The organism is Rickettsia rickettsii, assembly GCF_001951015.1.
GTDB classification, from domain to species: Bacteria; Pseudomonadota; Alphaproteobacteria; order Rickettsiales; family Rickettsiaceae; genus Rickettsia; species Rickettsia rickettsii.
The window spans coordinates 614,105-636,668 of the sequence record NZ_CP018914.1 but is presented as its reverse complement, the minus strand read 5'-3'; the positions used below and the strand labels follow the sequence as shown (position 1 = coordinate 636,668).

Sequence of the window (22,564 nt, the reverse complement as noted above, 5' to 3'; positions counted from 1 at the left end):
TTTAAAAAATTTTTAAAAATAAAGATCAGGTATTTTTAATTTTTTGTTATTGTTGTTCTTAATATGTATACTTCGACACAACATGTTTAGCATAAGTGCTATCTGAGTATATTATTTAGCCTCCGCTGTGGCGTCCATCTCAGTGAATACTTCTTCCCATGAACCGGTAGTCGCTGCTTTTGAATATTCAGTTGTTCTATTTTCAAAAAAGTTCGTATGTTCGACTCCGTTTAGCATTTCATCAAGCCAAGGAAGGGGGTTATGATTTACCAAATATACATCTTTGAGTCCTAGCTGCATTAAACGACGGTCGGCAATATAACGAATATATTGTCTTACTTCATATGCCGTTAATCCCTCAATACCGCCAACTTCAAAAGCAAGTTCAATAAAGGCATCTTCAAAATGCACAATAGTCGTACAAGCTTCATAAATACGTTTACGTAAAGTTTCTGTCCAAACTTCAGGGTTTTCTCTTACAAAAGTCTTAAACAGAGTAATAATTGAGTTAGTATGAAGTGTTTCATCACGCACTGACCAAGCAATAATCTGTCCCATACCTTTCATTTTATTAAAACGAGGGAAATTAAGCATGATCGCAAAAGAAGCAAATAGCTGTAATCCTTCAGTAAAAGCTCCAAATACTGCGAGTGTAGTTGCTATATCTTCTTTGGCATCCACTCCGAATTGCTGCATATAATCATACTTGTCTTTCATTTCCTTATATTTAAGAAATGCTGAATATTCTACTTCCGGCATACCTACCGTATCAAGTAAATGTGAATATGCCGCGATATGTACCGTTTCCATATTAGAAAATGCTGATAACATCATTAATATTTCAGTCGGTTTAAATACTCGTGAATAATGCTTCATATAGCAATTATTCACTTCAATATCTGCCTGTGTAAAAAAACGAAATATTTGCGTTAATAGATGTTTTTCCCCTGGCGTTAAGTTATATTTCCAATCTTTAACATCGTCGGCAAGCGGTACTTCTTCCGGTAGCCAATGAATTTTTTGTTGAGTATGCCAAGCTTCATATGCCCATGGATATGAAAACGGTTTATAAATTGGACTTGCATCAAGTAGTGACATAATTTTTCTTCTTTTAATTTTTCTATTTCTTCTTTTGATATCGGCTCATTATCCGCTAACATTTCTTTTGCTATTTCTGTATTGCTTCTAGTTTCTCCAATTTCAATACCCTCAGCTTTCCCCTCATTATATTTACTTTTTTGATTTAACTCTTCCGTTTGAGTAGCAAGCATCGCTTTAATATAATTATCATATTCTGCTTCGCTCCAGTTAAATTATTCAATAGTTTTATAAACTGATAATGCTATTTTCATCTTTTGTATGTTGCGGGGGTTCTTTTGCTCTATCGAATTTAGCCATCATATATAACCAATCATTTTCTAAGCTTTCTCACTCATCTGCTTCTTTGGTAAATTTGTCTAATTCAACAAATACGCAAGCATTTAAGTTGATGCTTACCGTTGCCGACATTAATAGTTTGATGATAGCTAATACATTCTTGTTCCTCGGGCAATGCCTGAAATCCAGAAATAATTACTACCATTACTACAGGAGCTAGATCAACATATTCTTTTCCTCTTTTTAATTGCGAAGAAAATGCTATACAACTAATGGTACTCTTGATAAAGAAGCATCGGCATAGCCGTTTTGCATCTCAACAATATAAATATTGCCGGAGTTATCTCGAACTTTTACGTCTACTATACTCCTTTTATTCTATCCTAAATCCGGCGCTTGTTCGTTTGAAATATATTCAAGGTTGATAATCCTTAACTCTTCAGGTAACCTCATAATATATTGAGAAAGCCTAGTCACCTTGTTTTATCCGTAAACAATTTTTTAAATGCTACATCATTTGTTGGGTCTAAATATCTTTGCATAGTTATACTTACTGACAAGCTAAGCATTCTTCGTAGTTACCGGCTTCTGCTAACTTATCGTTTTGTTCCTCTAAATCTTTAAAATTGGCCTTTAATACGTCATGCGAGACCTTATCGGCTCGCTGTATTGATGTCGATCGACAGTAATATAAACTTTTTACTCCTTTTGTCCAGGCTTTAAAATGAATATTATTTAAATATTTCTTACTAACATTCCCCGGTAAAAAGATGTTTAAAGATTGTGCTTGCGTAATGTAAGGAGTACGATCGCTTGCCAGTTCAATTAGCCAATTCTGATCAATTTCGTAAGCGGTTTTGAAAACCTGTTTTTCTTCTTCGGATAAAAATGTTAAATGTTGTACTGATCCTTCATGTGTTGCAATCGAAGACCAAACTTGATCATTATTAAATCCTTTCTCCTCTAATAACCTTTCTAAATGTTTATTACGCACGTTAAAAGAACCGGTTAAAGTCTTTTGTACAAAGCTATTAGCGGCAAACGGCTCTATTCCGGGTGAGGCATTACCTGCTATTACCGAAATTGAGGCGGTAGGTGCTATTGCGGTTTTATTGCTAAATCGTTCATTACTTCCTGCATCTAGAGCATCAGGACATACTCCTTTTTCTTTACCGATTTCTATTGAGGCTTTATCAGTTTCAGCAGATATATATTCAAATATTTTTTTATTCCAAACTTTTGCCATAACCGATTCTATCGGTACTTTTTTCATTTGCAAAAATGAGTGGAAGCCCATTACGCCAAGTCCAACGCTTCGCTCACGTAAAGCTGAATATTTAGCTCTTGCCATAGTATCCGGTGCTTTATTAATAAAGTCTTCTAAAACATTATCAAGGAACAACATAATAGAATGGATAAATTCTTTATCGTCTTTCCACTCTTCGTAATACTCTAAATTTAAAGAGGAAAGGCAGCAAACAGCAGTTCTTGACTTGCCTAGATGGTCAATTCCCGTCGGCAATGTAATTTCGCTACAAAGATTAGACATTTTAACTTGAAGCCCTAATTTTTTATGATGCTTAGGGATAGATTTATTAACACTATCGATAAATAACAAATAAGGCTCACCTGTTTCTATTCTAGTAGTTAATAACTTAACCCATAAATCTCTTGCTCTAACTTTATTTACGACTTTTTTGGTAGCAGGACTAACAAGGTCAAAATCCGTATTGTTTTTAACTGCTTTCATAAATTCATCGGTTATAGCTATACCGTGATGAATATTAAGAGCTTTACGGTTAACATCCCCGCCTGTCGGACGTCTTATATCGATAAATTCTTCAATTTCAGGGTGATTAATAGGCAAATATACAGCCGATGAACCTCGCCTAATAGAACCTTGCGAAATAGCAAGAGTCATAGAATCCATTACTTTAATAAACGGTATAATACCAGATGAATGACCTTTATCACGAATCCCTTCATTAATAGCACGAACATTACCCCAATAACTGCCAATCCCGCCACCGCGTGCAGCAAGCCAAACATTTTCTGTCCATAAATTTACTATATCGTCTAAGCTATCATCGGTCTCATTCAAGAAGCATGAAATAGGAAGTCCCCTATCCGTTCCGCCGTTACTTAAGATTGGTGTTGCTGGCATAAACCACATTTTACTCATATATTCATATAACTTCTGAGCATGCTGTTTATTTTCGGCATAATAACTAGAAACTCTTGCAAATAAATCTTGAAAATCTTCACCTTTCATAAGATATCGATCTCGCAGAATAGCTTTACCGAAAGGAGTAAGTAAATTGTTATGGTTGTTGTTTATAGTGATTTGAAATTTATTTTTTTTAAACGTGTTCATTATAGGTACTAATGGGGTTGTAGGATTTATAATGCTTATTTTGAAAAAATGACACCATATTCAGTGTATAGAATCTTCACTTAAGTAGACACGAGAATAATAATTTATTCAATATAAATATTTATTTTTTTTTAGATTTTTGACTTGACACAAATCACTCTTGATTACTATATAGAATTGTTTGTACAAATATTATACTTTCTTAAGGCACACTTAAGGCACAAACAGTCTTATCCTGCGGAAGTAAGGCAACGTTGCGTGGTTCCCGGTTGCATTTTCGCGTAGACATAAGTTTAAGGATCGATTCCATCTCTGTCATCTCACGATCAAGTCACAGCGTAACAGAAAGAAAACCGATCCATGCAACAAAACCTTATCTATACGGGAATAACGTTAAATACATTCTCTATCATTCGTATTAAGAGTATCGGTGTAACCTCATCCTTATACAATAAACGATGCAACAAACGTGGCGTGTCGGCTACTATCCAATCAACTGCTACAACATAATATCCTGGCTCTCTATCTGGAAAAGTTACTTAAATCATTTTAGAAGGAACTAATGTATTATCCCAGTAAGGAAATTGATCAGAAAGTTCACTATAAATTTCTTCTAAATCATCATGTTTCAGTCTATTTGCAAAGGTAAACTCTGCTTTTGTCATTTGCACTATATAACCGCAAGTTTTATGTGATACAATATAATCCCATGCTATTGTAAGTTTTTTCTCACCTTCTAATGGTATAGTTTATCCAGTTAAACATTGGATCTTTTAATTCCGCTCTTATTTCTTCATTAGTAGCATTTACCCAATCTGTATCATCTGTACGCCCACCATTAAGAATATGCCCATCTAGCGGTAGCGGTTCCCCTGCGACATCATTTCCAAAACGCTCATCACTCCCTTTCCCTGTTTCAAATTCGTTAAGTTTCCACTCTTCATCTATTAGCTTCTTATCTACACAAACTTTTCCCATTGTGTAAAGCGGGAATATTATTCGACCATGTTTTGGAGTTGGTGGATTGTGTTGTTCTTCATTTTTCATAAATTCGACCTTTATTTAAGTTAAAAATATTAAGTAACTACAAAATACTCAATGTAGTTATAGTAATATAAAACTTAAATTGTTTTTGATATTATAATAAAAATACAGCTTCATAATACTGGACAGCAATGTCTAGCACCCTAGGAGTCAATCCATGCAAGCAACAAAGTTAGAACCTAGAATGAAGAATTTTGATTTTAAAGATTTTTTATTATATAGCCATGGCTGGGTTACGGTAATAGTGTCTTGAAACGTGCCGGTGCAGCAATAGGTTGTAACGGCAGACGTGCATATACGGTATAGTTTTTTGTGACCGGTTCAAGACCTAGTGTATAGCTGGTAAATGTTACAGTACTACTAGTACCGTTACCGATGATTTGAGTAAAACCGGCATCTTTATACAAATTATAATTCAGCTTACGTACCCCATTAATCATATTTCTTGGGTTATAAATATTAGCAGCTCCCGTACTGAAAGTTACGGTATAGCTAACAAGTAGTGATAATAAAGCACTACAAGTAACTGAAGCAGTAACAGAAGTTGTGCTAATGGCACCGACATTAAAACTACCGAAATTTACGGTTGGAACTGACGGATTACATGTTGCAAGTAACGCCATAGCATTTCCTGACATAATCATGTTGATTAATAATATTATTATTGATTTCTTGACATTGCTTAAAAAGAATTTGTCATACCGTGGTGGTCAAGCCACGGTATGACAACGGAGCGTTTTTAGTCCACACAGGAGTAATAATAAGTCTTCATTTGCATATTGCTTCGCCTAAATCAATTACAGGGTCATTTAAATCTCTATTAACCGGTACGCTAAAATGACAGTATTTATTATTCTCCGCATTCTCGTCACAAATAGAACCGTTTAATACTTCAAGATCTTTAATATATATCTTACCATCATAGCCTACAAATATTTCTTCATCTAAACCTTCAATACTCACGTACTATCAAATACTGTCATTTCAATGCTTTTAATTATTTTAATATTAAAGTCTAATAATACCGCTGATTTTGTTCTTGGAGCAACTTTCAAAGCAATTTCTTCAAACTCTGTATTAAGAGGTAGATTTTCATCGTCTAGTCTTATTTCGGAAGGAACATACGGTGTTAAGTTAGGTACAAGCATTTTACCTTTATCATCGGTATCACCCGCTATTATTATAAACCCCGACATTCTTTAAACTATTGACTTTAATCAAAGCAAGACCTCCATCGGTCTTGTCTCATAATAGCTTTTATCAATAGAGAAAATTCCTCCTTTGATATTAAACTGTTTCATTATTTCGGTATCATTTTTCTGCAGATAAACTCCAATATCATTATTTTTACCGTTACGGTTAACTTGTACATTGTAATTTGTAGCTTTAACTTTGATCAGGTTAGCATTATATCCCCATCCTATATTTGAAGTAATCGGCCAGGAAACACCAAGTTGCTTTGTATGATATTTATTTTGATATAAATCGGTCAATGAAATGCTTTTATTGGAATCTAAATTTAAGTTAAATGGTATATAGGCAAAATTATTTTTACGTTTACTGTTTAAATCGGTACCTATAGTAAAACTTAAGAAACCTTTTTTAGTAATATTTCTTTGATAAGTTGATGATAATATATTTGAGCGTTTACCTTTTTGCATTGTGTTATTTACGACAAAAGACAAAAAATTAACACTTATATTACCAAAATCGGTATTACCGCAACTAGCTGAAATCTGATAATTTAAACTTGAGAAAATTTTATCGGGATTGTTATATACGTCCTGATAATTACTATTATTCCAATCTAAATTACTATTAATATCAAAATATTCCGATTCATAAGTATAGCCGCAATTAATTCTTTGACAGCGACCGAAATTTTGATATTACTTGCAGCTGAAATGCCTATAATAAATTTCCGATTTTTAAATTATTACCCCTACTGCTCCATTATTTTTTAAAAATTTAAAATGTCCGCAGCTTGTTATAATCATTCATACCAAGCATATAATCAGTATTTAGAACTAAATATTTATAAGCACTGCTATATATAGTAAAATCTTGTCTTTGAGAACCTGCTTCGTAAGAGAAATGTGAAAGCCCGGAACGTAATAAGCTCGGTGATGCGTAATAAGGAGAATAGTAATTGTCTAAACTTTACCGTTTATATCTTGCGTTTTAACTATTAAATCACCTCTACCGGTGATAACCGGAATATTGGTTATATCAAAATCCCCCATATGAGCTTTAGCATTATATATAGGTATACTATTTGAAAATATCTCTATACTGCTTGGAAGTTCTGATTTCCCTCTAAAATCCAGTAACGGATAGGTAACTAAATTCGGTCTAACTGCAAAATTAGTAGTATACTGAATACCGGCAAATCTAGTTGAATTAGACCAAGAAGACACTTTAGTTATGCTATTATCCCCTACCCACCAATTAGTCATCTTATCCACATTCTCATATGTCCAATTTGTGTCTAAACGTGTAAATTTATTTTGGTTTTTTGTGGTATTTGTGATTTTAGAAAAATTTGATTTAACGGCTTCAGTTTGAAATAAGAAACTATAACTATACACCGTGTTCAGTGAAATAATTGAGTTCCTCTACTCCGGCTAAATAATTAATATCATCATTTGGACTAAGAGTCACATCATAGTTTAAATATACCCCACTAATAAGTTTAGTATCGACGTTCTTCATAGGACCACCTGAAACATCAAATGATTGAGGTTGAATTTTTCTGCTGGAAAAGTAATATTTAAATCTAAATTCTCAAAGTTTAAATCATATTTAGTACCCTCAAGCAAATCTAAATTAATATATGCAGTATCATGATAATGCACTAAACCCTGCTTAAGATAATCTTCTTGAACATCAAAATGTTCTATATCTTCAAGAGGAATTAAATAATGACCTTGAGCGTTGTGCACTATAGTCGGCAATATATCGGTTTCGGTATAATTAACTTCTAACGAAACCATCAATTCACTCTCACCCGCAATTTCATTAGCGCTATTCTCAAATTCTACTGCTAGAGGTAATTGGGACAATTACCCTAACTCCTAATCCTCATGTACGTTTGTATCCGCTGCGATTCAAGGCGAAGTATCACCAAGAGATTCAGAGATAACTCCACCTGCAAAACTCACCGGTATAAAAAAATAATACCTATAAAAACCGATATTATTGTATTTAAAAAGCACATTGCTTTAATTTATTTAGTTTTAAAGATTTTTAACCTGATATTGTTATAGCTATACTATGCTGAACAACAAGATCTACGGTGGAGGTAACACTATTCTCTAACTTCACTCTACGAGGTAATTCTTTTATAAAAATGCTATAGTCTTTTGCTTTAGTAGAATAAGTCTGTGTGTTTTTTAAAGCTACCCGTATCAATTGTATTTTACCATCATGTAAGGTAAATGTTACCGGAGTTGCCACTAAATCTTTAGTTTCTTTATATTCTTCCATCTTTATATGTACGCTTTAAACAAATTAATTGAAACTTTTTAGGTGCATAATCATTATTTTGTACCGTAATAGTTGCTATTCTATTACTATATATTGACAGGTACGATAGTGGCACTGGCAAAAGAATTAAAAATCAAGAATATAGATAGGATAGGTAGAAATCTTAAAAAATGATTTATATCAATATACCACGATTATTGTAATTGTATCATTATAAGTATCGGAAGGAACATTTGCTCCTTGAGGTATTTTGCCGTATATTGTGAGCGTTTGATCTAGTCCTGTTCCCATTACCCAGTCACTTGATTGATTTCCCCAATTCTGTGTTCTCCCTGCATGGGAGTAAAGATTATAAGGTAAATAACTATTAGTGTTAACAAGACCAGTCATTTTACGGGTACTAGTTGTAGCAGCAGGTGCAGTACCGGCATTTAATGAAACAGTATAATTAATACCTAAAGTACACTTTATTATAATTGTATTTGTTTGCAGAGCATCGACAGTTGGAACATACGTACCGAAAGCTAAAGGAGTAGCCGAACTATACAAGACGGTAACACCATCGCACTCACAAGGAAAAAAAGCATTAGCGGAGGAGGCAAAACTATTGCCCGTACTTATAGTTAAGATAATAAAACCGATAATATTTCGTAGAATCTTAATTTTCATAATTAATAATAAAAATAATTAATTTCTATTATTAATCTTTTACAAAGTTTAATGATTTTACAAGGCTAGTTTAAGAAATGGTTATATTTAAATATGAATTGATGATATGTGCCCCACAGAATTTGTTTTGGTTTTTCTTTAAATTTTATTTTTTACATTAAAATATAATGAATATAACCCAAATTAGCTATAAATAGATTCTTTATATAGAAAAATTACAAACAGATAAAGAATCTATTATAATTACCAAAACGATAGGGAAGTAGCACAAATATTACCTATAAATACTAAAAAAATCTCATTATTCGGTATGCTACAAAACAAAGCCGAGATAAAAGCGAATATATTAGAACCCGTAGAAGAAAAGTGGAATGCAGTACAACCTTTAAATGCATCTCGTCTAGTATAATATCCGACAGTTTGTAAAAATCCCTCTGAGAAAGTGTTGGATTTCTATAAATATACTCACATAACCATTGATTATTTTCTCAATATCCAATAAAATCCTTTTTAAAATTTAAATATAAAAAGTATGCATAATACTGATGTTGTAATAATAGGTGCCGGTCCGGTTGGATTATTTGCAGTTTTTCAAGCAGGAATGCTTGGCATGAAGTGTCATGTTATTGATGCACAAGAAGTTATCGGCGGTCAGTGTATTACCCTATATCCTGAAAAGCCTATTTACGATATACCGGCATATCCTAAAATTGTAGCAGAAGAGCTAATAAAACAGTTAGCACTTCAAGCAGCTCCTTTTAACCCTATATATCATTTAAATCAGCAAGCTATAGAGCTAAATAAACAAGATGATTTTTTTGAAATTAAAACCTCAAAAAACACTCTTATTAAAAGCAAAGTTATTATTATTGCAGCAGGAGCAGGTTCATTCGGTCCAAACAAACCGCCCCTTGCGAATATTGAAGATTTTGAAAGCAAGTCAGTTTTTTATTTCATCAATGATAAAAGCAAATTTGCGGGTAAAAATATAGTTATAGCAGGCGGCGGGGATTCGGCTGTTGACTGGGCTATTTCTCTTTCAGATATTGCAAATAAAATATATTTAGTACATAGGCGGGATAAATTTACAGCAGCTCCTGAAAGCGTAAGGCAATTAAGGCATATTGCAGAAACCAATAAAATCGAGTTAATAACCGGTTATCAATTAAATGCTTTAGATGGTAATAATAGTGAACTTCAATCGGTTATAGTTAAAGATTTACAAAATAATACTCGCAAATTGGATGCCAATATATTACTGCCTTTTTTTGGGTTAAAGCAAGATTTAGGTAGCTTAGCAAATTGGGGTTTAAATGTTAAGCTTCACCATATTGAAGTAGACTCTTCCTATTATCAAACTAATATAGAAGGTATTTACGCCATTGGCGATATTGCTCATTATGTTGGTAAGCTTAAGCTGATTCTTACGGGTTTTGCTGAAGCGGCAAGCAGTCTTCATCATGCTTATAGTAGAGTATTTGACGGCAAGGCTCTACATTTTGAGTATTCTACTACCAAAAATACGGGGAAAAGAAGTAAGAGCGTGACTAAATAAAGAGATCGTCATTACGAACAACCTTAGAGAACGTGACAATCTCATGAAACAATAACAAACTCCTGAGATTGCTTCGTCAATTACTTACGTAATTTCCTTGTAATGACGTTAAAACTGAACGGAGACAAAAATAAGAGTGAATAATATAATTGACGGTAAAGCATTAGCCAATGAGATACTAGCAGACTTAAAGCTAGAAATTCAAGAACTTACAAGCCAAACCAACGCTTCACCAAAGCTTGCTATAGTCCTAGTAGGTGATAATCCGGCAAGCATTATTTATGTAAGACACAAAATAAAAAATGCACATAAAGTAGGAATTTATACTTTATTAATAAATCTATCTGCTACTATTCATACTAATGATTTAATATCAAAAATCAATGAGTTAAACCTTGATAACGAGATTTCAGGAATTATAGTTCAGCTTCCTTTGCCAAGCTCCATAGATAAAAATAAAATTTTATCGGCAATATCACCTTCTAAAGATATTGATGGTTTCCACCCTTTAAATGTCGGTTACTTACATAGCGGAATTAGTCAAGGCTTTATTCCCTGCACTGCTCTTGGTTGTCTTGCAGCTATAAAAAAATACGAACCTAATTTAACCGGTAAAAACGTTGTAATTATTGGACGCTCAAATATAGTAGGCAAACCTTTAAGTGCTTTACTGTTAAAAGAAAATTGCAGCGTTACTATTTGTCATTCTAAGACACACAATTTACGCTCTATTACTTCTAAAGCCGATATTGTTGTTGCTGCAATAGGCTCACCTTTAAAATTAACTGCAGAATATTTTAATCCTGAATCTATAGTAATTGATGTAGGCATTAATAGAATTAGCAGCAATAAAATTATCGGTGATGTTGATTTTGAAAATGTTCAGTCTAAAGTACAATATATTACTCCCGTCCCAGGCGGCATCGGACCGATGACCATTGCGTTTTTACTTAAAAATACGGTTAAGGCATTTAAGGATTCCTTATATACTCTTGATACGTAAAAAGTAGATAGACGACGCCAATTTTTCAAATGAAACGAGTATCTTATAAACATTTGCAAGTTCTACATAATGTCTTACATTATCTTGCATATATTCTAAATCTTGATCGGTTAAATATCTAACAAATTTTGCAGGGGATCCCATCCATAATTCTTGAGATTTAATTATCTTCTTTGGCAGGATAAGACTGCCTGCAGCAATAAAGGCATATTCTTCTATTACTGCATAATCCATTATCGTAGCACTCATACCGATAAAAGCATTATGATGTATTGTACAGGCATGAATAAGAGCGAGATGACCGGTAGTTATATTATAGCCTATTTCTACCGGTCCGTTAAACCTTAAAGCATGAATTACACTACCGTCTTGTACGTTAGTATTATTTCCTATTTTTATCTATTCAACGTCACCTCTAAAAACCGTATTAAACCAAATGCTTGAAATTACTACCTATTTCAACATCTCCTATTAAAGAGCTGCTTTCGGCAATATATGCACTTTTATCGATTCTTGGCGTAACTCCTTTGTAAGGGATAATGAGCATTAATTATAATCTACCCAAGAAATATTACCGTCTTTACGATAATAAACTATATTGATACGATCATTATTTATATTTTTAAATACTACTGCAGGTAAATCTTCTAAATCCATTTGCATTACCGCTTCTTTTACTGATAATTTTAATATTTCTACAGGCTTTTCAGCGATAATTGCCGGATTATCATTATCTTCGGCGTTAGAGGTTTCACTATCAGATTGCGGATTAATAATATATTTAGTACCTTCGTAAGCAATTTCTGATATTTTTACTTTACCCGCATGATGATTTTTGAATTTTGATTTATATTTTCTAAGCTGTTTTTCTAGTTTTGACATAGCTTTATCAAAAGCTACATATATATCGCTACAACTATCATTACTTTTGACTATATTATGTTTACCGGAGCCATATTTTACTATAATATCACATTTAAAGTTAATTCCTTCTTTTGAAAAATGTATATCTATATTTATTATATCGGTAAAATATTTTTTAACGACTTGCGTAGCCCTCTCTTTTGAATATTCTTGTAAATTATTACCGATAGAAATATGTTGACCTGAAACTGAAATAATCATAAATAACCTTTATAATCTGAAATAATTAATATATAGGCGTTACTAAGTAACACCTATACAATTAATTTATATTTAGAGTAATTTCAAGTTTTATTACAAATTAATTTATTTAAACTTTAGCCGTAGAGTTTAGGACGCTTATCCTTATTTTGTTGCGATTTAATTAGTTTTTTAGCAGTCTTTCTTACATAATGAGGCTCAATGCCAATTTCTAAGCAGGTAGCATTAAAATTTTCATTATTTTCAACAAGCCATTTTTTAGCGTTATATTCTGCTTTTGTTGCCTCTTTCTTATTAGAAGTATTAGTTGCATCTATTATTGCATGCATAATAATAGCACTTCTAAGCGCAATATCGGGTATAGAATTATAAAGTTTAATACGCTCAAAAGGAGTAGTTAATTTAATGACATATGGTTTAGTCATATGAAACCTCTAATAATTATTAATAAAGTAAAATTTTATTAAAATAAATGTAACTACTAGGTTTTTCTTTTTTAACAAAGGCCTTAAAAAGTATATAATTTTCAAGGCTTCAACTAGTAGTGACTAATTTGGATTAATAGAGATATCTAGTAATTATAATATTAGGAATAAGCTAGATGTTAGGTTCTGTATATTTTTTGATAAAATACGATATTTTACTCTTGCAGGAATAGAAAAATTGTTATATACATTGTTATCTTTTACTTATACTCAAATGATTTCAAGAGTTGAATTTTCTTTTGAGAGGTGAGCACCCGCAGCCTATACTTAATGGATGAAGATGCAATCCTTGATAAAATGAAAGAGCAATTCTTAAAAGCAGAAGAGTATATAAGGGGGTGTAGCTCAGTTGGTTAGAGCATCTGCCTGTCACGCAGAAGGTCGCGGGTTCGAGTCCCGTCACTCTCGCCAACCCCTTTCAGGTTTCGGGATTTCCTGTCGTTTTCTAAAAAATTCATATGCTCCTTTTATTCGCCTTTTGTTTTAATTCTCATATTAAACTCTTTTAAATTCCGAATTTTAAATATTATAAAAAACTAACTTTGTATATGCCTTAAAGTAACCTCAACTCATTTGTTCGCACTTTTAGTTAAATTTCTATTGTATTCTTAAAACTTCTTATTATGATTCTATCTATAAGCTCATTTTTAACAAAATTTATAGAATTTAATACGAAAATAATTATGTTTAGATGGTTTCAACCCTCAAATCAAGAATTAATAAGAACTATACAGAAAGAAAATACCGCAGAAGCACAAAAATTAATTGCCGCAATGGAGATTACTGCATTAAGTAAAGTTAGAGATATTTATATTAGCATTAGCAGGGCTATTTGCAGCATCCGTACCTATATTTTGAGTTACATTACCGTCACCTATAAATTATGTACCGCCTACACCGCCGGTGCTAAGTACTGCTCCATTTGCTCCTACGCTACCGGTTAGCGTAACCCCATCTGCTAAAGCTAAGATAGAGCCATTCTTATTTAAAGCTACGGGAACAAATACATTAGCTGAGAACGTAATGGGGGTTGCTCCGATATTTACGAGTTTTAAGCTGCTGCCGTTAGTTCCAATCGTACCGTTAACATTACCGCTTTGTATTGTCAGTGTGCATTGGTTATTGCCTTGGTTATTTGCAGAGGTCGTAACTGAACTGGTCACACCATTTACTATTAACTCACCATCTGCTCTAAATAATATGTACCCGCTCCTAGGTCTAAAGCTTGGTTAAATGTTACCTGCTATTCATACTAAGTAACTGCGTAAATACCGTATTATCGACTACGACATCACCTGCTCAGTCTACTATGAAATTCTTAAGGCGATGAGTATTCTATAGTATAAGGTCCACCGTTATTTGCTATGGTTAGGTATTTTGTGATTGCTCCTATTCTCACTATTCCATATTCATCATTGCCAGATTTGTTTAAATTATTATTTTAGCAAATTTACATTCCCATTTGCATGTCGTATTATCCGCTATTCTAATATCACCTATATCTCCGGCACTTGGATCATTATTGTTAAATTAGCATTTATTTGTATTTTTGCTTTTATAGCGTTTAATAATGCAACATTGATTGTATTTTTGGTATTTATTATTAAAGTACCGCCACTAGCATTACTATTATTAAAAGTAATACCTCCTACATCTAATAGACTGTTAACACTTATAGTGCCCGCAGCTAAAACACTATCTGCAAAAACAATACTATTTACCGTAGTATTACCTTGTAAATCAAGAATCTTACCGTTACCTCCATTACACTGAAGTATATTGAAATTATTTATCTTTCCGTTAAGTATAGCATTCCCTATAAAATTTCCGTTTACTCCTTTAGCACCGTCTATATTACCCGCAACCGTTATGTCGTCATCTAAATTAAGTACGGACGTATTACTTTGTAAATTAATATTAGTAGCTTTTAATATTGTAGAATTAAGTGTTGCCGACCCAAGTAAAACATTATACTGCGGCTAATGAGCCTATATTACCTATATCGCCTGTTATTATGTTACTACTATCAAGATCATGAGCTAGATTTAGTATCCCTTGACCGTCAACGCCGGTAGTATTACTTATATTACCCGTTAACTTTGTTATATTACCGTCAAAAAGAGTAAGTATAGAGTTATTGTTAGTAAGATTTATATTTGCAGCATTAATTGTAATATTACCTGCGCCGGACATATAAATCTGTGCTTCCCCGTTTCCTAGATTTATTCCAGCAAGAGAGTTAGTTAGACCTATGTGATTTGATATAGTACCCGTACCTACAAATGTTATTGTACCGTTATTGCCAGCTACCGTATTATCTATCTGAGTTGTAATATTTAAACCATTATTAATTTGTCAAGTAGAATTCTTACCGGCGAAATCTATATTACTAAATGTTTGATTACCGACTCCGGTAACAATTGACGTAACATCATTATTAATAAATTTAAGAGGAGTGAAATTAGGAGTAAGACCTACTGTTGCACTAAAAGCACCTAGTGATACATTTTGACTTACCTCAACCCCACCAAAAGCAGGTAGTGCTATTAATTAATGTATTTATCCCGCCAATAACAGCATTTGTTTTATCTGCCGATATTTTAATGCCAAGTCCTTTGAATAAATATTGCCGTTATTAAATACTCCTCCTACAAGACCGGCACCGGGACTCAAGCTTACGCTACCGAGATTAGGAATTGTTGCTCCTGCAGTATTAGAGCTAGTGAATAATGTTCCGCATAATGATGCCGTTGCTAAAAATTTTCTTAAAATTTTTGATTCTTTCATTAATATTAATACATTTAATTAATAATTTGTAGCAACTTTTTTACAATAATAAAATAGAAGCAGATAGAGCTAGATTCAGAAAGCTTTAGACAAGATGAATTGACGACTGAGCCTGCGGAACGTACAAAAAGTACGTGAGCAAAGGCACATGTCAGAAAATTCACTTGTATCAAGCTTTCTGAACGATGCTGTACCAAACAAATATTGTTACTTGGTAGTGTAGAAATTTAATTATGTATTTAGAATTAAGTTAAAGGAATTTCTCAATGAAATTTGGAAAGATAAACTAAGCTGTTTTGTCTTTTATTGTAGGCATGGATTTTACTACCTCAGATACACCGCTTTGAGTAGCTGCCGCAGTAGTAGCAGCATTACTGTGTCACACCCCCACGGGGTCCATAAAAACAATACAAAATACTAAAATTATTAGTAGTTTTCTGGATCCCATGGTCAAGCCACGGGGTGACAGAGGTGAAATTGATCCACGCAACAATATAGTCAATTCAGCCCAATTTAGTGACAGGCATAAGGAAGAGAGTCTATAATAATAGGTGAGCTCAAGATAGTCAGGAATTAAGCAAGAAAAATCGCATTTTGATTGAAAAGTCAAAAAGAATTACTTTACTATAGCTTGCATTAATTTAATATATGATATTTTGACTATTAATAAATCTCTATTTATTTATCGGTGTTCCTACCAAAGCATGCTTAAGTACTTGATCAATATTTGATACAGATATAATTTCTAGGCTTTCTTTTATATTCGGCGGTATATCTTGCAAATCTTTGACATTTTCTTCAGGAATCAACACGGTTTTAATACCTCCCCTACTTGCAGCCAGTAACTTCTCTTTAAGACCACCTATAGGTAAAACATTGCCTCTTAAAGTAATTTCACCGGTCATTGCTACAGTACGATGTACGGGTATTTTAGTCATCAACGAAACAATAGTCGTAAACAAAGCACAGCCAGCAGACGGCCCATCTTTTGGAATAGCTCCAGCTGGTACGTGAATGTGAATATCAAAATCTTTATAATTGTCGTACTTTAATCCAAAATTTGTTGCTCTGCTTCTAAAACAACTATAGGCAGCCATTGCCGATTCTTTCATAACATCACCGAGTTTTCCGGTGGTCTTTATTTCACCTTTCCCTGGAAATGCTAAAGCCTCTATAGTTAAAAGCTCTCCGCCTACTTCAGTGTAAGCAAGTCCCGTAGTACTTCCTATTTGATCTTCTTTCTCGGCAAGCCCGAAATTATATTTCTTAGCTCCTAAAAATTCTTCAAGATGATTACTATCTATGGCGATATGCTTAACACTTTTATCTGCTAAAATCTGCTTTAATGCTTTTCTAGTTAATGCCCCTATTTCGCGCTCTAAAGCTCTTACACCTGATTCCTTGGTATAATATCTAATTAAATCCAAAAGTGCCATCTCGGATATAGTAATTTCATCTTTTTTGATTTTATGCATTTTAAATTGTTTTGGAACTAAATAATTTCTGGCAATTTGGAGCTTTGTTTCCTCTACATAACCGGAAATATATATTTTTTCCATTCTATCACTTAAAGCTCTAGGTAAATCATGAGAGTTAGCAGTAGCAATAAATATTACATTTGATAGATCATATTCTACTTCTAGATAATGATCAACAAAGTGACTATTCTGCTCAGGGTCTAATACCTCAAGCAAAGCGGATGCCGGATCACCTCTAAAATCAGAACTCATTTTATCGATTTCATCAAGCAGCATTACAGGATTACTAGTCTTAACTTTCTTAAGTTGACCTAAAATTTTACCGGGCATTGATCCAAGGTAAGTTTTTCTATGCCCTCTGATTTCTGCTTCGTCTCTAACACCGCCGAGCGCAAGTTTAGTATATTTTCTGCCCATTCCTTCGGCAATAGATTTTACAAGTGAAGTTTTACCGACCCCTGGCGGACCTATTAAACATAATATAGGTCCTCTAATTTTACTTGAACGCTGTAATACCGCTAAATATTCTATAATGCGTTCTTTAACTTTTTCGAGTCCAAAATGGTCACGATTTAAAATTTTCTCTGCTTGGTTAATATCTATTTTGCTATTATCATACTTACCCCAAGGCAGGCTAAGCAATGTCTCAAGATAGTTACGCGTTACTCCCGACTCCGCTGACATTTGGTTCATAGTACGGAGTTTCTTAAGTTCAGCCTCAGCTTTTTCTTTTGCTTCTTTTGATAATTTTAAACTTTTAATTTTTTTCTCAATATCGGCAAGTTCTGATTTATCTTCATCAAGCTCTTTTTGAATAGCTTTCATTTGTTCGTGCAGATAATAATCACGCTGCGTTTTTTCGATTTGCTTTCTTACTCTTTGCTGCAATGCCTGCTCGGTTTCTGAATTTACTATATTGGAAGTAAGCGTACTAATAACCGTAGTGATACGCTTAAAAGGACTAGTTTCTTCTAATAAATGCTGCTTTGCCTCAAGTGAAGTTATCAAATGTGAGGCTAATATATTTATAATATCTATGAAATTAGTGCTATTACTTATTGCTTTATTGATAGTTTCAATAATTTCTGCATTAACTTTCTTATCATTAATCGCATATTTACTAAATAGTTGTACTGCATTATCAACGAGTGAACGCATGTTATTAACATCAAATATTTCTTCATCTGGAATAATTTCATAATTTGCTTCAAAAGCTTCGTCGCCTTTGATATTGCTTAGCTTTACTCTTGCTACTGCTTCTATTAAGATTTTTGCCGTATTATTAGGCAGCTTCACTATTTGGATAATCTTGGCAAGTATAGCTGTGTTATAAAGTTCGTGTGTACTAGGGTTTTCTTGATCAAATTTTTTCTGTAAAGTTACTAAAATATATTTACTATTATCTTCCTCGGAAATGGTAGTATGAGAGAGTGCTTGCAACGATTTTGGCCTACCCACAAAAATAGGAGCAATTACTCCCGGAAATACTACCATATCTCTCAGTGCCATTAACGGAAGGGATTTTTTATGCATCAATTAAAACCTTTTAAAATTTCTAATTATTAACTATATAATATAGTATTAACCTGATTTCAAGCTACCATTATTAATTATATTTATGAATTTATTACTACAACCTCCTCAAAATGTAGCAGCCGCACATAATAGAATAAAACAATATCTACATTTAACTCCGATCGTTCACTCTGAAAGCTTAAATGAGATGCTCGGTCATGAGATTTTTTTTAAGGTTGAATCATTACAAAAAACCGGTGCATTTAAAGTTAGAGGCGTGTTAAATCATTTATTAGAATTAAAAGAGCAAGGAAAATTACCTGATAAAATAGTCGGTTATAGTACGGGTAACCATGGAATCGGTCTTGCTTATGCGAGCAAATTATTCGGTATTAAAACAAGGATTTATTTACCGTTAAATACTTCAAAAGTAAAACAGCAAGCAGCTCTTTATTACGGCGGTGAAGTTATATATACATATACTCGACAAGAAGCGGAAGAAAAAGCAAAAGAAGATGAAAAGCAAGGATTTTACTATATGCATCCTTCCGATAGTGATTCTACAATAGCAGGAGCAGGCACGTTATGCTATGAAGCATTACAGCAGCTAGGTTTTAGTCCTGATGCTATTTTTGCCTCTTGCGGCGGCGGCGGTTTAATTTCTGGCGCATATCTTGCCAAGGAATTAATATCACCGACAAGCTTGTTAATAGGTTCAGAACCTTTAAATGCCAATGATGCTTATTTATCTGTTAAAGATAATAAAACATATAGATTTAACTATGCTCCGAATACTATTGCGGACGGTCTTAAAACCTTGAGTATATCAGCTCGTACATTTGAATATCTGAAAAAACTTGATGATTTTTATTTAGCAGAAGAATATGAAATATATTACTGGACGGCGTGGCTTACTCATTTACTTAAAGTAATATGCGAGCCGTCAAGTAGTATAAACATGGTTTCAGTGGTAAATTTTTTAAAAACACAATCCAAACCTCAAAAATTACTAGTACTAATCTCAGGCGGTAATATCGATCCTATTCTTTATAATGAATTATGGAAAGAGGCGTATTTAAGCATCTCACCTAAATCTTTATGTTCTGATGTCATTTCTGCGAAAGCAGCAATCTAGTAACCTTTAATGTCATACTGCAACTTGATTGCGGTATCTTAGGACTCGGCTGGTGATACAAGACCCCGTGGTCACGCCACGGGGTGACAATAAAAAATCTAGATTCCCGCTTTCACGGGCATGACATAGAAGCAATGTAACAACGCCTCCTCACAATGATGAAGTTATATTAAAATTTAACCCTTTCTTCTTACTGCTTCTTGATTTTTAGTAGAAGGATTAGGAGTGATTTGCGGAGATTTTATATTAGAACTTCTTAGTTTTATTAAATCTTCAAATATGGTTTTATCAAATGCTATTGGATTGATTTTTCTGAGTTCCGCTAAATTAAAATTATTAATTTGTTGCGGTTGAACTATAATAGGCTCACCCGTAACAGGAATTAAATTTTTAAATTCAGGATTAGTTGCTACTTTATCTTTATTTTCATTTAAAAATTTTGTTAGACCTGCAGCAATGTCAGGATTTGTTAAAGCATTTGAAAAGATTTTATCATTAATTGTCTTCACTACATATCCATCACTCAGAGTAATATATTTATCTACAACTTTTACTAATCTTTTTTCCAAATAGTTTCTACCTGTAAATATCTGCTTAAATTTTTCCCATAAAGAAGTACCTCTATCATTAATATCTTTTAATTCAGTGGCTATTTTAGTACTATTCTCAGTTAGATAAGTAGAATCTAACTTATTTAATTCCCTTATTATTTCAGGATTCTTTATGCCTGATGAGTTAGTAAGTATAATAATTTGTTCTAATTGCTTACTAATTTTATTATTTTTTTCTAATCTATTAATAACCTGCTGTACAGTATAAATGGCTGCATTTTGTAATGCCTTAAATTCCACTTGAGATAATTGATTTACTCTTGGGATAAACTGCTTACTATTTTTATTAAATTTCTGGTTTTGATCTCCTTGCATAATAAATTTTTCATATTTCTCAAGTTTGTCTGGAGTGTTTTTAGGATCTTGTTTTAAGATTTCTATAGCTTGATCTTTTACAGCCTGTGCATATTGCTCTTTAGGTATAGACTTTCCGCTTACGGCTATTAATGCTTCTTTAGTTGCTCTTATAGGATTGGCAAAGATTTCTTCTTCATCTTCTATACCCATCAATGATAATTCATCAAAAGGTCCTCCTGTATTTAGAGGCAGTACAAAACCCTTAAGTGCTGCTTCAGCCCTTGCGACATCAAACTTTAGCTTATCTGCTACACTAGGTATTAGTTTTATATCTTGTCCTAAATTGATATGCAAGTTATCTACTAATTTTTGTATATCTTTATTTTCTATAACTTCACTAATAATTTTACTGGCAAGTACTTCAAGCGTACTAGTGATATATTCTTCAGATTGTAAATATTGTTGAATAGGATCGGGAGTAACAATATTTTTATTCAAAGTATCTAATCTCCTATCTACGTTTTTTATATCAACTATTTTATCTTTTACTGCAGCCAATATCTCAGTCACTTCATCGTTTTTTTTAATAGTATCATCTATATTAGTTATAATCTCTGCCATATAATACTCATTATTAAGTTATTTGATATAATGAATAATTATCAAACTTTTTAAAAATTCGCAACTATATTATCATATAAAGCACTACTTACTATGCCCTGACTGTTGCCACTCTCTCTACTTTTATTAAGGTTTTCAACATGAGAGATAGGGGTTGATATAGAAGACTTATAGCCTTGGGGTATTGTTTTATTTTGCTTTACAATATTGGGTGCTTGTTTTTCTCTTTGTAGTTCTTCCGACAAATTTTTCGTTTCTATATGTAAACTATTACTTTTTTCAAAGTTAGCAAATGCTTTATCTATATTTTTTGAGCATAATCCGTACCGGTAAAAACTGCTACTATTCTTTGCCATAGCTTAGGTTTGGTTACTCTTTGTAATTCTCATGCTATAACTTTCTCCCCCCATCCGTGTGTTCCTTAAATATCCAGGATTTAACTCTGCTAATACTCTTTGAGTACCGTTAACAAGTGCAGAATTGCTGCTCTCAAGTAATGGGGCAAAATTCTTGATAATTTCTTTACCTTGCTCTATCATTTTTTCAGACGGTAGTTTACTTATTGCTGGTAATAAAGTTTTAATTATATTAGGCTCATTTACTCCTAACTCATGAATAGACGATAAAGCTTTTGCTTCTTTTTCATTTGTTTGAAAAGTAATTTTAAAAATTCAGCTATCTTTAATGCTGCTTGTGTTAATGCTTCTACTTGTTTTGGATCATTAATTTGCTCTTGTTTATCAAGTTTAGGGGTAGTATTTTTAGTAAGAAATTTTCTGTGGTTACCTAATGTTGTTTCTGAAACATTTTCTTTAAGGTTATCTAATGTTTTATCTATTAATTTCTCTCTATATTGTTCTTTAGATATTTTTTGGTTAGCTAATTCTAACATAGCGTTTTCTAATGGTTTTTTAATATCCATCACTTCATCTTCGCTTAAGCCATTACGTTTTTCGTCGTTCATCTGCTCTACTTGAGACTCACTTAAATCTATGGCAAACC

24 protein-coding genes, 1 tRNA gene and 4 pseudogenes are annotated in these 22,564 nt (G+C 32.9%); 5 read left to right on the top strand and 24 right to left on the bottom strand.

Features of this window, described 5'->3' with window-relative positions; genetic code table 11:
- Window positions 1-111 precede the first annotated feature (111 nt).
- From BTU51_RS03760 to BTU51_RS03680, 13 genes and pseudogenes are all read right to left on the bottom strand, one after another.
- Complete coding sequence (locus BTU51_RS03760; protein ID WP_004995690.1) at window positions 112-1,098, bottom strand: ribonucleotide-diphosphate reductase subunit beta; 987 nt, start codon at window positions 1,096-1,098, stop codon at window positions 112-114.
- Window positions 1,099-1,927: 829 nt separating this feature from the next.
- Window positions 1,928-3,751 (bottom strand): ribonucleoside-diphosphate reductase subunit alpha, encoded by a 1,824-nt coding sequence (locus BTU51_RS03745; RefSeq protein WP_012150839.1) that lies wholly within the window; start codon window positions 3,749-3,751, stop codon window positions 1,928-1,930.
- A 539-nt stretch (window positions 3,752-4,290) separates the two neighbouring features.
- On the bottom strand, window positions 4,291-4,416 hold the full coding sequence (locus BTU51_RS03740) for a hypothetical protein (RefSeq protein WP_014362346.1): 126 nt from the start codon (window positions 4,414-4,416) through the stop codon (window positions 4,291-4,293).
- Window positions 4,417-4,480: 64 nt separating this feature from the next.
- Window positions 4,481-4,798 (bottom strand): hypothetical protein, encoded by a 318-nt coding sequence (locus BTU51_RS03735; protein ID WP_012150837.1) that lies wholly within the window; start codon window positions 4,796-4,798, stop codon window positions 4,481-4,483.
- Between the two features lie 147 nt (window positions 4,799-4,945).
- Window positions 4,946-5,439 (bottom strand): annotated as a pseudogene (locus tag BTU51_RS03730) (Csu type fimbrial protein).
- Window positions 5,440-5,563: 124 nt separating this feature from the next.
- Window positions 5,564-5,758, bottom strand: coding sequence for a hypothetical protein (locus tag BTU51_RS03725; RefSeq protein WP_041472436.1), 195 nt, complete (start codon window positions 5,756-5,758; stop codon window positions 5,564-5,566).
- Window positions 5,755-5,991, bottom strand: a complete 237-nt coding sequence (locus BTU51_RS03720; protein WP_004995697.1) for a fimbria/pilus outer membrane usher protein — start codon at window positions 5,989-5,991, stop codon at window positions 5,755-5,757. The genes BTU51_RS03725 and BTU51_RS03720 overlap by 4 nt, the downstream gene beginning before the upstream one ends.
- Window positions 5,992-6,012: 21 nt before the next feature.
- Window positions 6,013-6,456 (bottom strand): hypothetical protein, encoded by a 444-nt coding sequence (locus BTU51_RS09230; RefSeq protein WP_230453753.1) that lies wholly within the window; start codon window positions 6,454-6,456, stop codon window positions 6,013-6,015.
- Between the two features lie 492 nt (window positions 6,457-6,948).
- Complete coding sequence (locus BTU51_RS03700) at window positions 6,949-7,383, bottom strand: hypothetical protein (protein WP_012150835.1); 435 nt, start codon at window positions 7,381-7,383, stop codon at window positions 6,949-6,951.
- The gene (locus tag BTU51_RS03695; RefSeq protein ID WP_012150834.1) at window positions 7,376-7,507 is read right to left on the bottom strand and encodes a hypothetical protein; all 132 of its coding nucleotides are present in this window, start codon (window positions 7,505-7,507) and stop codon (window positions 7,376-7,378) included. Before BTU51_RS03695 ends, BTU51_RS03700 begins: the two co-directional genes overlap by 8 nt.
- Window positions 7,504-7,857 (bottom strand): hypothetical protein, encoded by a 354-nt coding sequence (locus BTU51_RS03690; protein WP_012150833.1) that lies wholly within the window; start codon window positions 7,855-7,857, stop codon window positions 7,504-7,506. The genes BTU51_RS03695 and BTU51_RS03690 overlap by 4 nt, the downstream gene beginning before the upstream one ends.
- Before the next feature lie 184 nt (window positions 7,858-8,041).
- Window positions 8,042-8,351 (bottom strand): annotated as a pseudogene (locus BTU51_RS03685) (fimbria/pilus periplasmic chaperone).
- Between the two features lie 110 nt (window positions 8,352-8,461).
- The gene (locus tag BTU51_RS03680) at window positions 8,462-8,950 is read right to left on the bottom strand and encodes a Csu type fimbrial protein (RefSeq protein WP_012262394.1); all 489 of its coding nucleotides are present in this window, start codon (window positions 8,948-8,950) and stop codon (window positions 8,462-8,464) included.
- 532 nt (window positions 8,951-9,482) lie between these two features.
- Here BTU51_RS03680 and BTU51_RS03670 point away from each other — a divergent pair.
- A pseudogene (locus tag BTU51_RS03670) lies at window positions 9,483-10,489 on the top strand (NAD(P)/FAD-dependent oxidoreductase).
- A 152-nt stretch (window positions 10,490-10,641) separates the two neighbouring features.
- On the top strand, window positions 10,642-11,508 hold the full coding sequence (gene folD, locus BTU51_RS03665; RefSeq protein WP_012150830.1) for a bifunctional methylenetetrahydrofolate dehydrogenase/methenyltetrahydrofolate cyclohydrolase FolD: 867 nt from the start codon (window positions 10,642-10,644) through the stop codon (window positions 11,506-11,508).
- Here folD and BTU51_RS03660 read toward each other — a convergent pair.
- From BTU51_RS03660 to BTU51_RS03650, 3 genes and pseudogenes are all read right to left on the bottom strand, one after another.
- Window positions 11,488-12,055, bottom strand: a pseudogene (locus tag BTU51_RS03660) (gamma carbonic anhydrase family protein). The gene folD and the pseudogene BTU51_RS03660 overlap by 21 nt on opposite strands.
- Window positions 12,055-12,633, bottom strand: a complete 579-nt coding sequence (gene hpf, locus BTU51_RS03655) for a ribosome hibernation-promoting factor, HPF/YfiA family (RefSeq protein WP_012150829.1) — start codon at window positions 12,631-12,633, stop codon at window positions 12,055-12,057. The pseudogene BTU51_RS03660 and the gene hpf overlap by 1 nt, the downstream one beginning before the upstream one ends.
- Window positions 12,634-12,749: 116 nt before the next feature.
- Window positions 12,750-13,058, bottom strand: a complete 309-nt coding sequence (locus tag BTU51_RS03650; RefSeq protein WP_012150828.1) for a hypothetical protein — start codon at window positions 13,056-13,058, stop codon at window positions 12,750-12,752.
- 394 nt (window positions 13,059-13,452) lie between these two features.
- Between BTU51_RS03650 and BTU51_RS03645 the strand changes: the two genes are divergently transcribed.
- Window positions 13,453-13,529, top strand: a tRNA-Asp gene (locus tag BTU51_RS03645).
- Between the two features lie 470 nt (window positions 13,530-13,999).
- Here the strand turns inward: BTU51_RS03645 and BTU51_RS03635 are convergent.
- On the bottom strand, window positions 14,000-14,281 hold the full coding sequence (locus tag BTU51_RS03635) for a hypothetical protein (RefSeq protein ID WP_014362345.1): 282 nt from the start codon (window positions 14,279-14,281) through the stop codon (window positions 14,000-14,002).
- A 616-nt stretch (window positions 14,282-14,897) separates the two neighbouring features.
- On the opposite strand from BTU51_RS03635, the gene BTU51_RS03625 reads away from it, so the two are divergent.
- Window positions 14,898-15,101, top strand: a complete 204-nt coding sequence (locus BTU51_RS03625; RefSeq protein ID WP_012150824.1) for a hypothetical protein — start codon at window positions 14,898-14,900, stop codon at window positions 15,099-15,101.
- Here the strand turns inward: BTU51_RS03625 and BTU51_RS03620 are convergent.
- The 3 genes from BTU51_RS03620 to lon all read right to left on the bottom strand — a co-directional run bounded on the left by BTU51_RS03620 (window position 15,087) and on the right by lon (window position 18,916).
- Window positions 15,087-15,311 (bottom strand): hypothetical protein, encoded by a 225-nt coding sequence (locus BTU51_RS03620; RefSeq protein ID WP_014362603.1) that lies wholly within the window; start codon window positions 15,309-15,311, stop codon window positions 15,087-15,089. The genes BTU51_RS03625 and BTU51_RS03620 overlap by 15 nt on opposite strands.
- A 366-nt stretch (window positions 15,312-15,677) precedes the next feature.
- Window positions 15,678-15,905, bottom strand: coding sequence for a hypothetical protein (locus BTU51_RS03610; protein ID WP_041472435.1), 228 nt, complete (start codon window positions 15,903-15,905; stop codon window positions 15,678-15,680).
- Between the two features lie 674 nt (window positions 15,906-16,579).
- Window positions 16,580-18,916: an endopeptidase La gene (gene lon, locus BTU51_RS03595; RefSeq protein ID WP_014362344.1), complete on the bottom strand. Its 2,337-nt coding sequence runs from the start codon at window positions 18,914-18,916 to the stop codon at window positions 16,580-16,582.
- Between the two features lie 85 nt (window positions 18,917-19,001).
- Between lon and BTU51_RS03590 the strand changes: the two genes are divergently transcribed.
- The gene (locus tag BTU51_RS03590) at window positions 19,002-20,033 is read left to right on the top strand and encodes a serine/threonine dehydratase (protein WP_012150822.1); all 1,032 of its coding nucleotides are present in this window, start codon (window positions 19,002-19,004) and stop codon (window positions 20,031-20,033) included.
- Between the two features lie 176 nt (window positions 20,034-20,209).
- Here the strand turns inward: BTU51_RS03590 and BTU51_RS03585 are convergent, their stop codons facing one another.
- From BTU51_RS03585 to BTU51_RS03570, 4 genes are all read right to left on the bottom strand, one after another.
- On the bottom strand, window positions 20,210-21,562 hold the full coding sequence (locus BTU51_RS03585) for a hypothetical protein (RefSeq protein ID WP_012150821.1): 1,353 nt from the start codon (window positions 21,560-21,562) through the stop codon (window positions 20,210-20,212).
- 50 nt (window positions 21,563-21,612) lie between these two features.
- Window positions 21,613-21,918 (bottom strand): hypothetical protein, encoded by a 306-nt coding sequence (locus BTU51_RS03580; RefSeq protein WP_012150820.1) that lies wholly within the window; start codon window positions 21,916-21,918, stop codon window positions 21,613-21,615.
- Between the two features lie 3 nt (window positions 21,919-21,921).
- Window positions 21,922-22,101 carry a hypothetical protein gene (locus tag BTU51_RS03575; RefSeq protein WP_012150819.1) on the bottom strand — a complete coding sequence of 60 codons (180 nt, stop codon included), beginning with the start codon at window positions 22,099-22,101 and terminating at the stop codon, window positions 21,922-21,924.
- A 65-nt stretch (window positions 22,102-22,166) separates the two neighbouring features.
- Complete coding sequence (locus BTU51_RS03570) at window positions 22,167-22,526, bottom strand: hypothetical protein (RefSeq protein WP_012262389.1); 360 nt, start codon at window positions 22,524-22,526, stop codon at window positions 22,167-22,169.
- Between the last annotated feature and the right edge of the window lie 38 nt (window positions 22,527-22,564).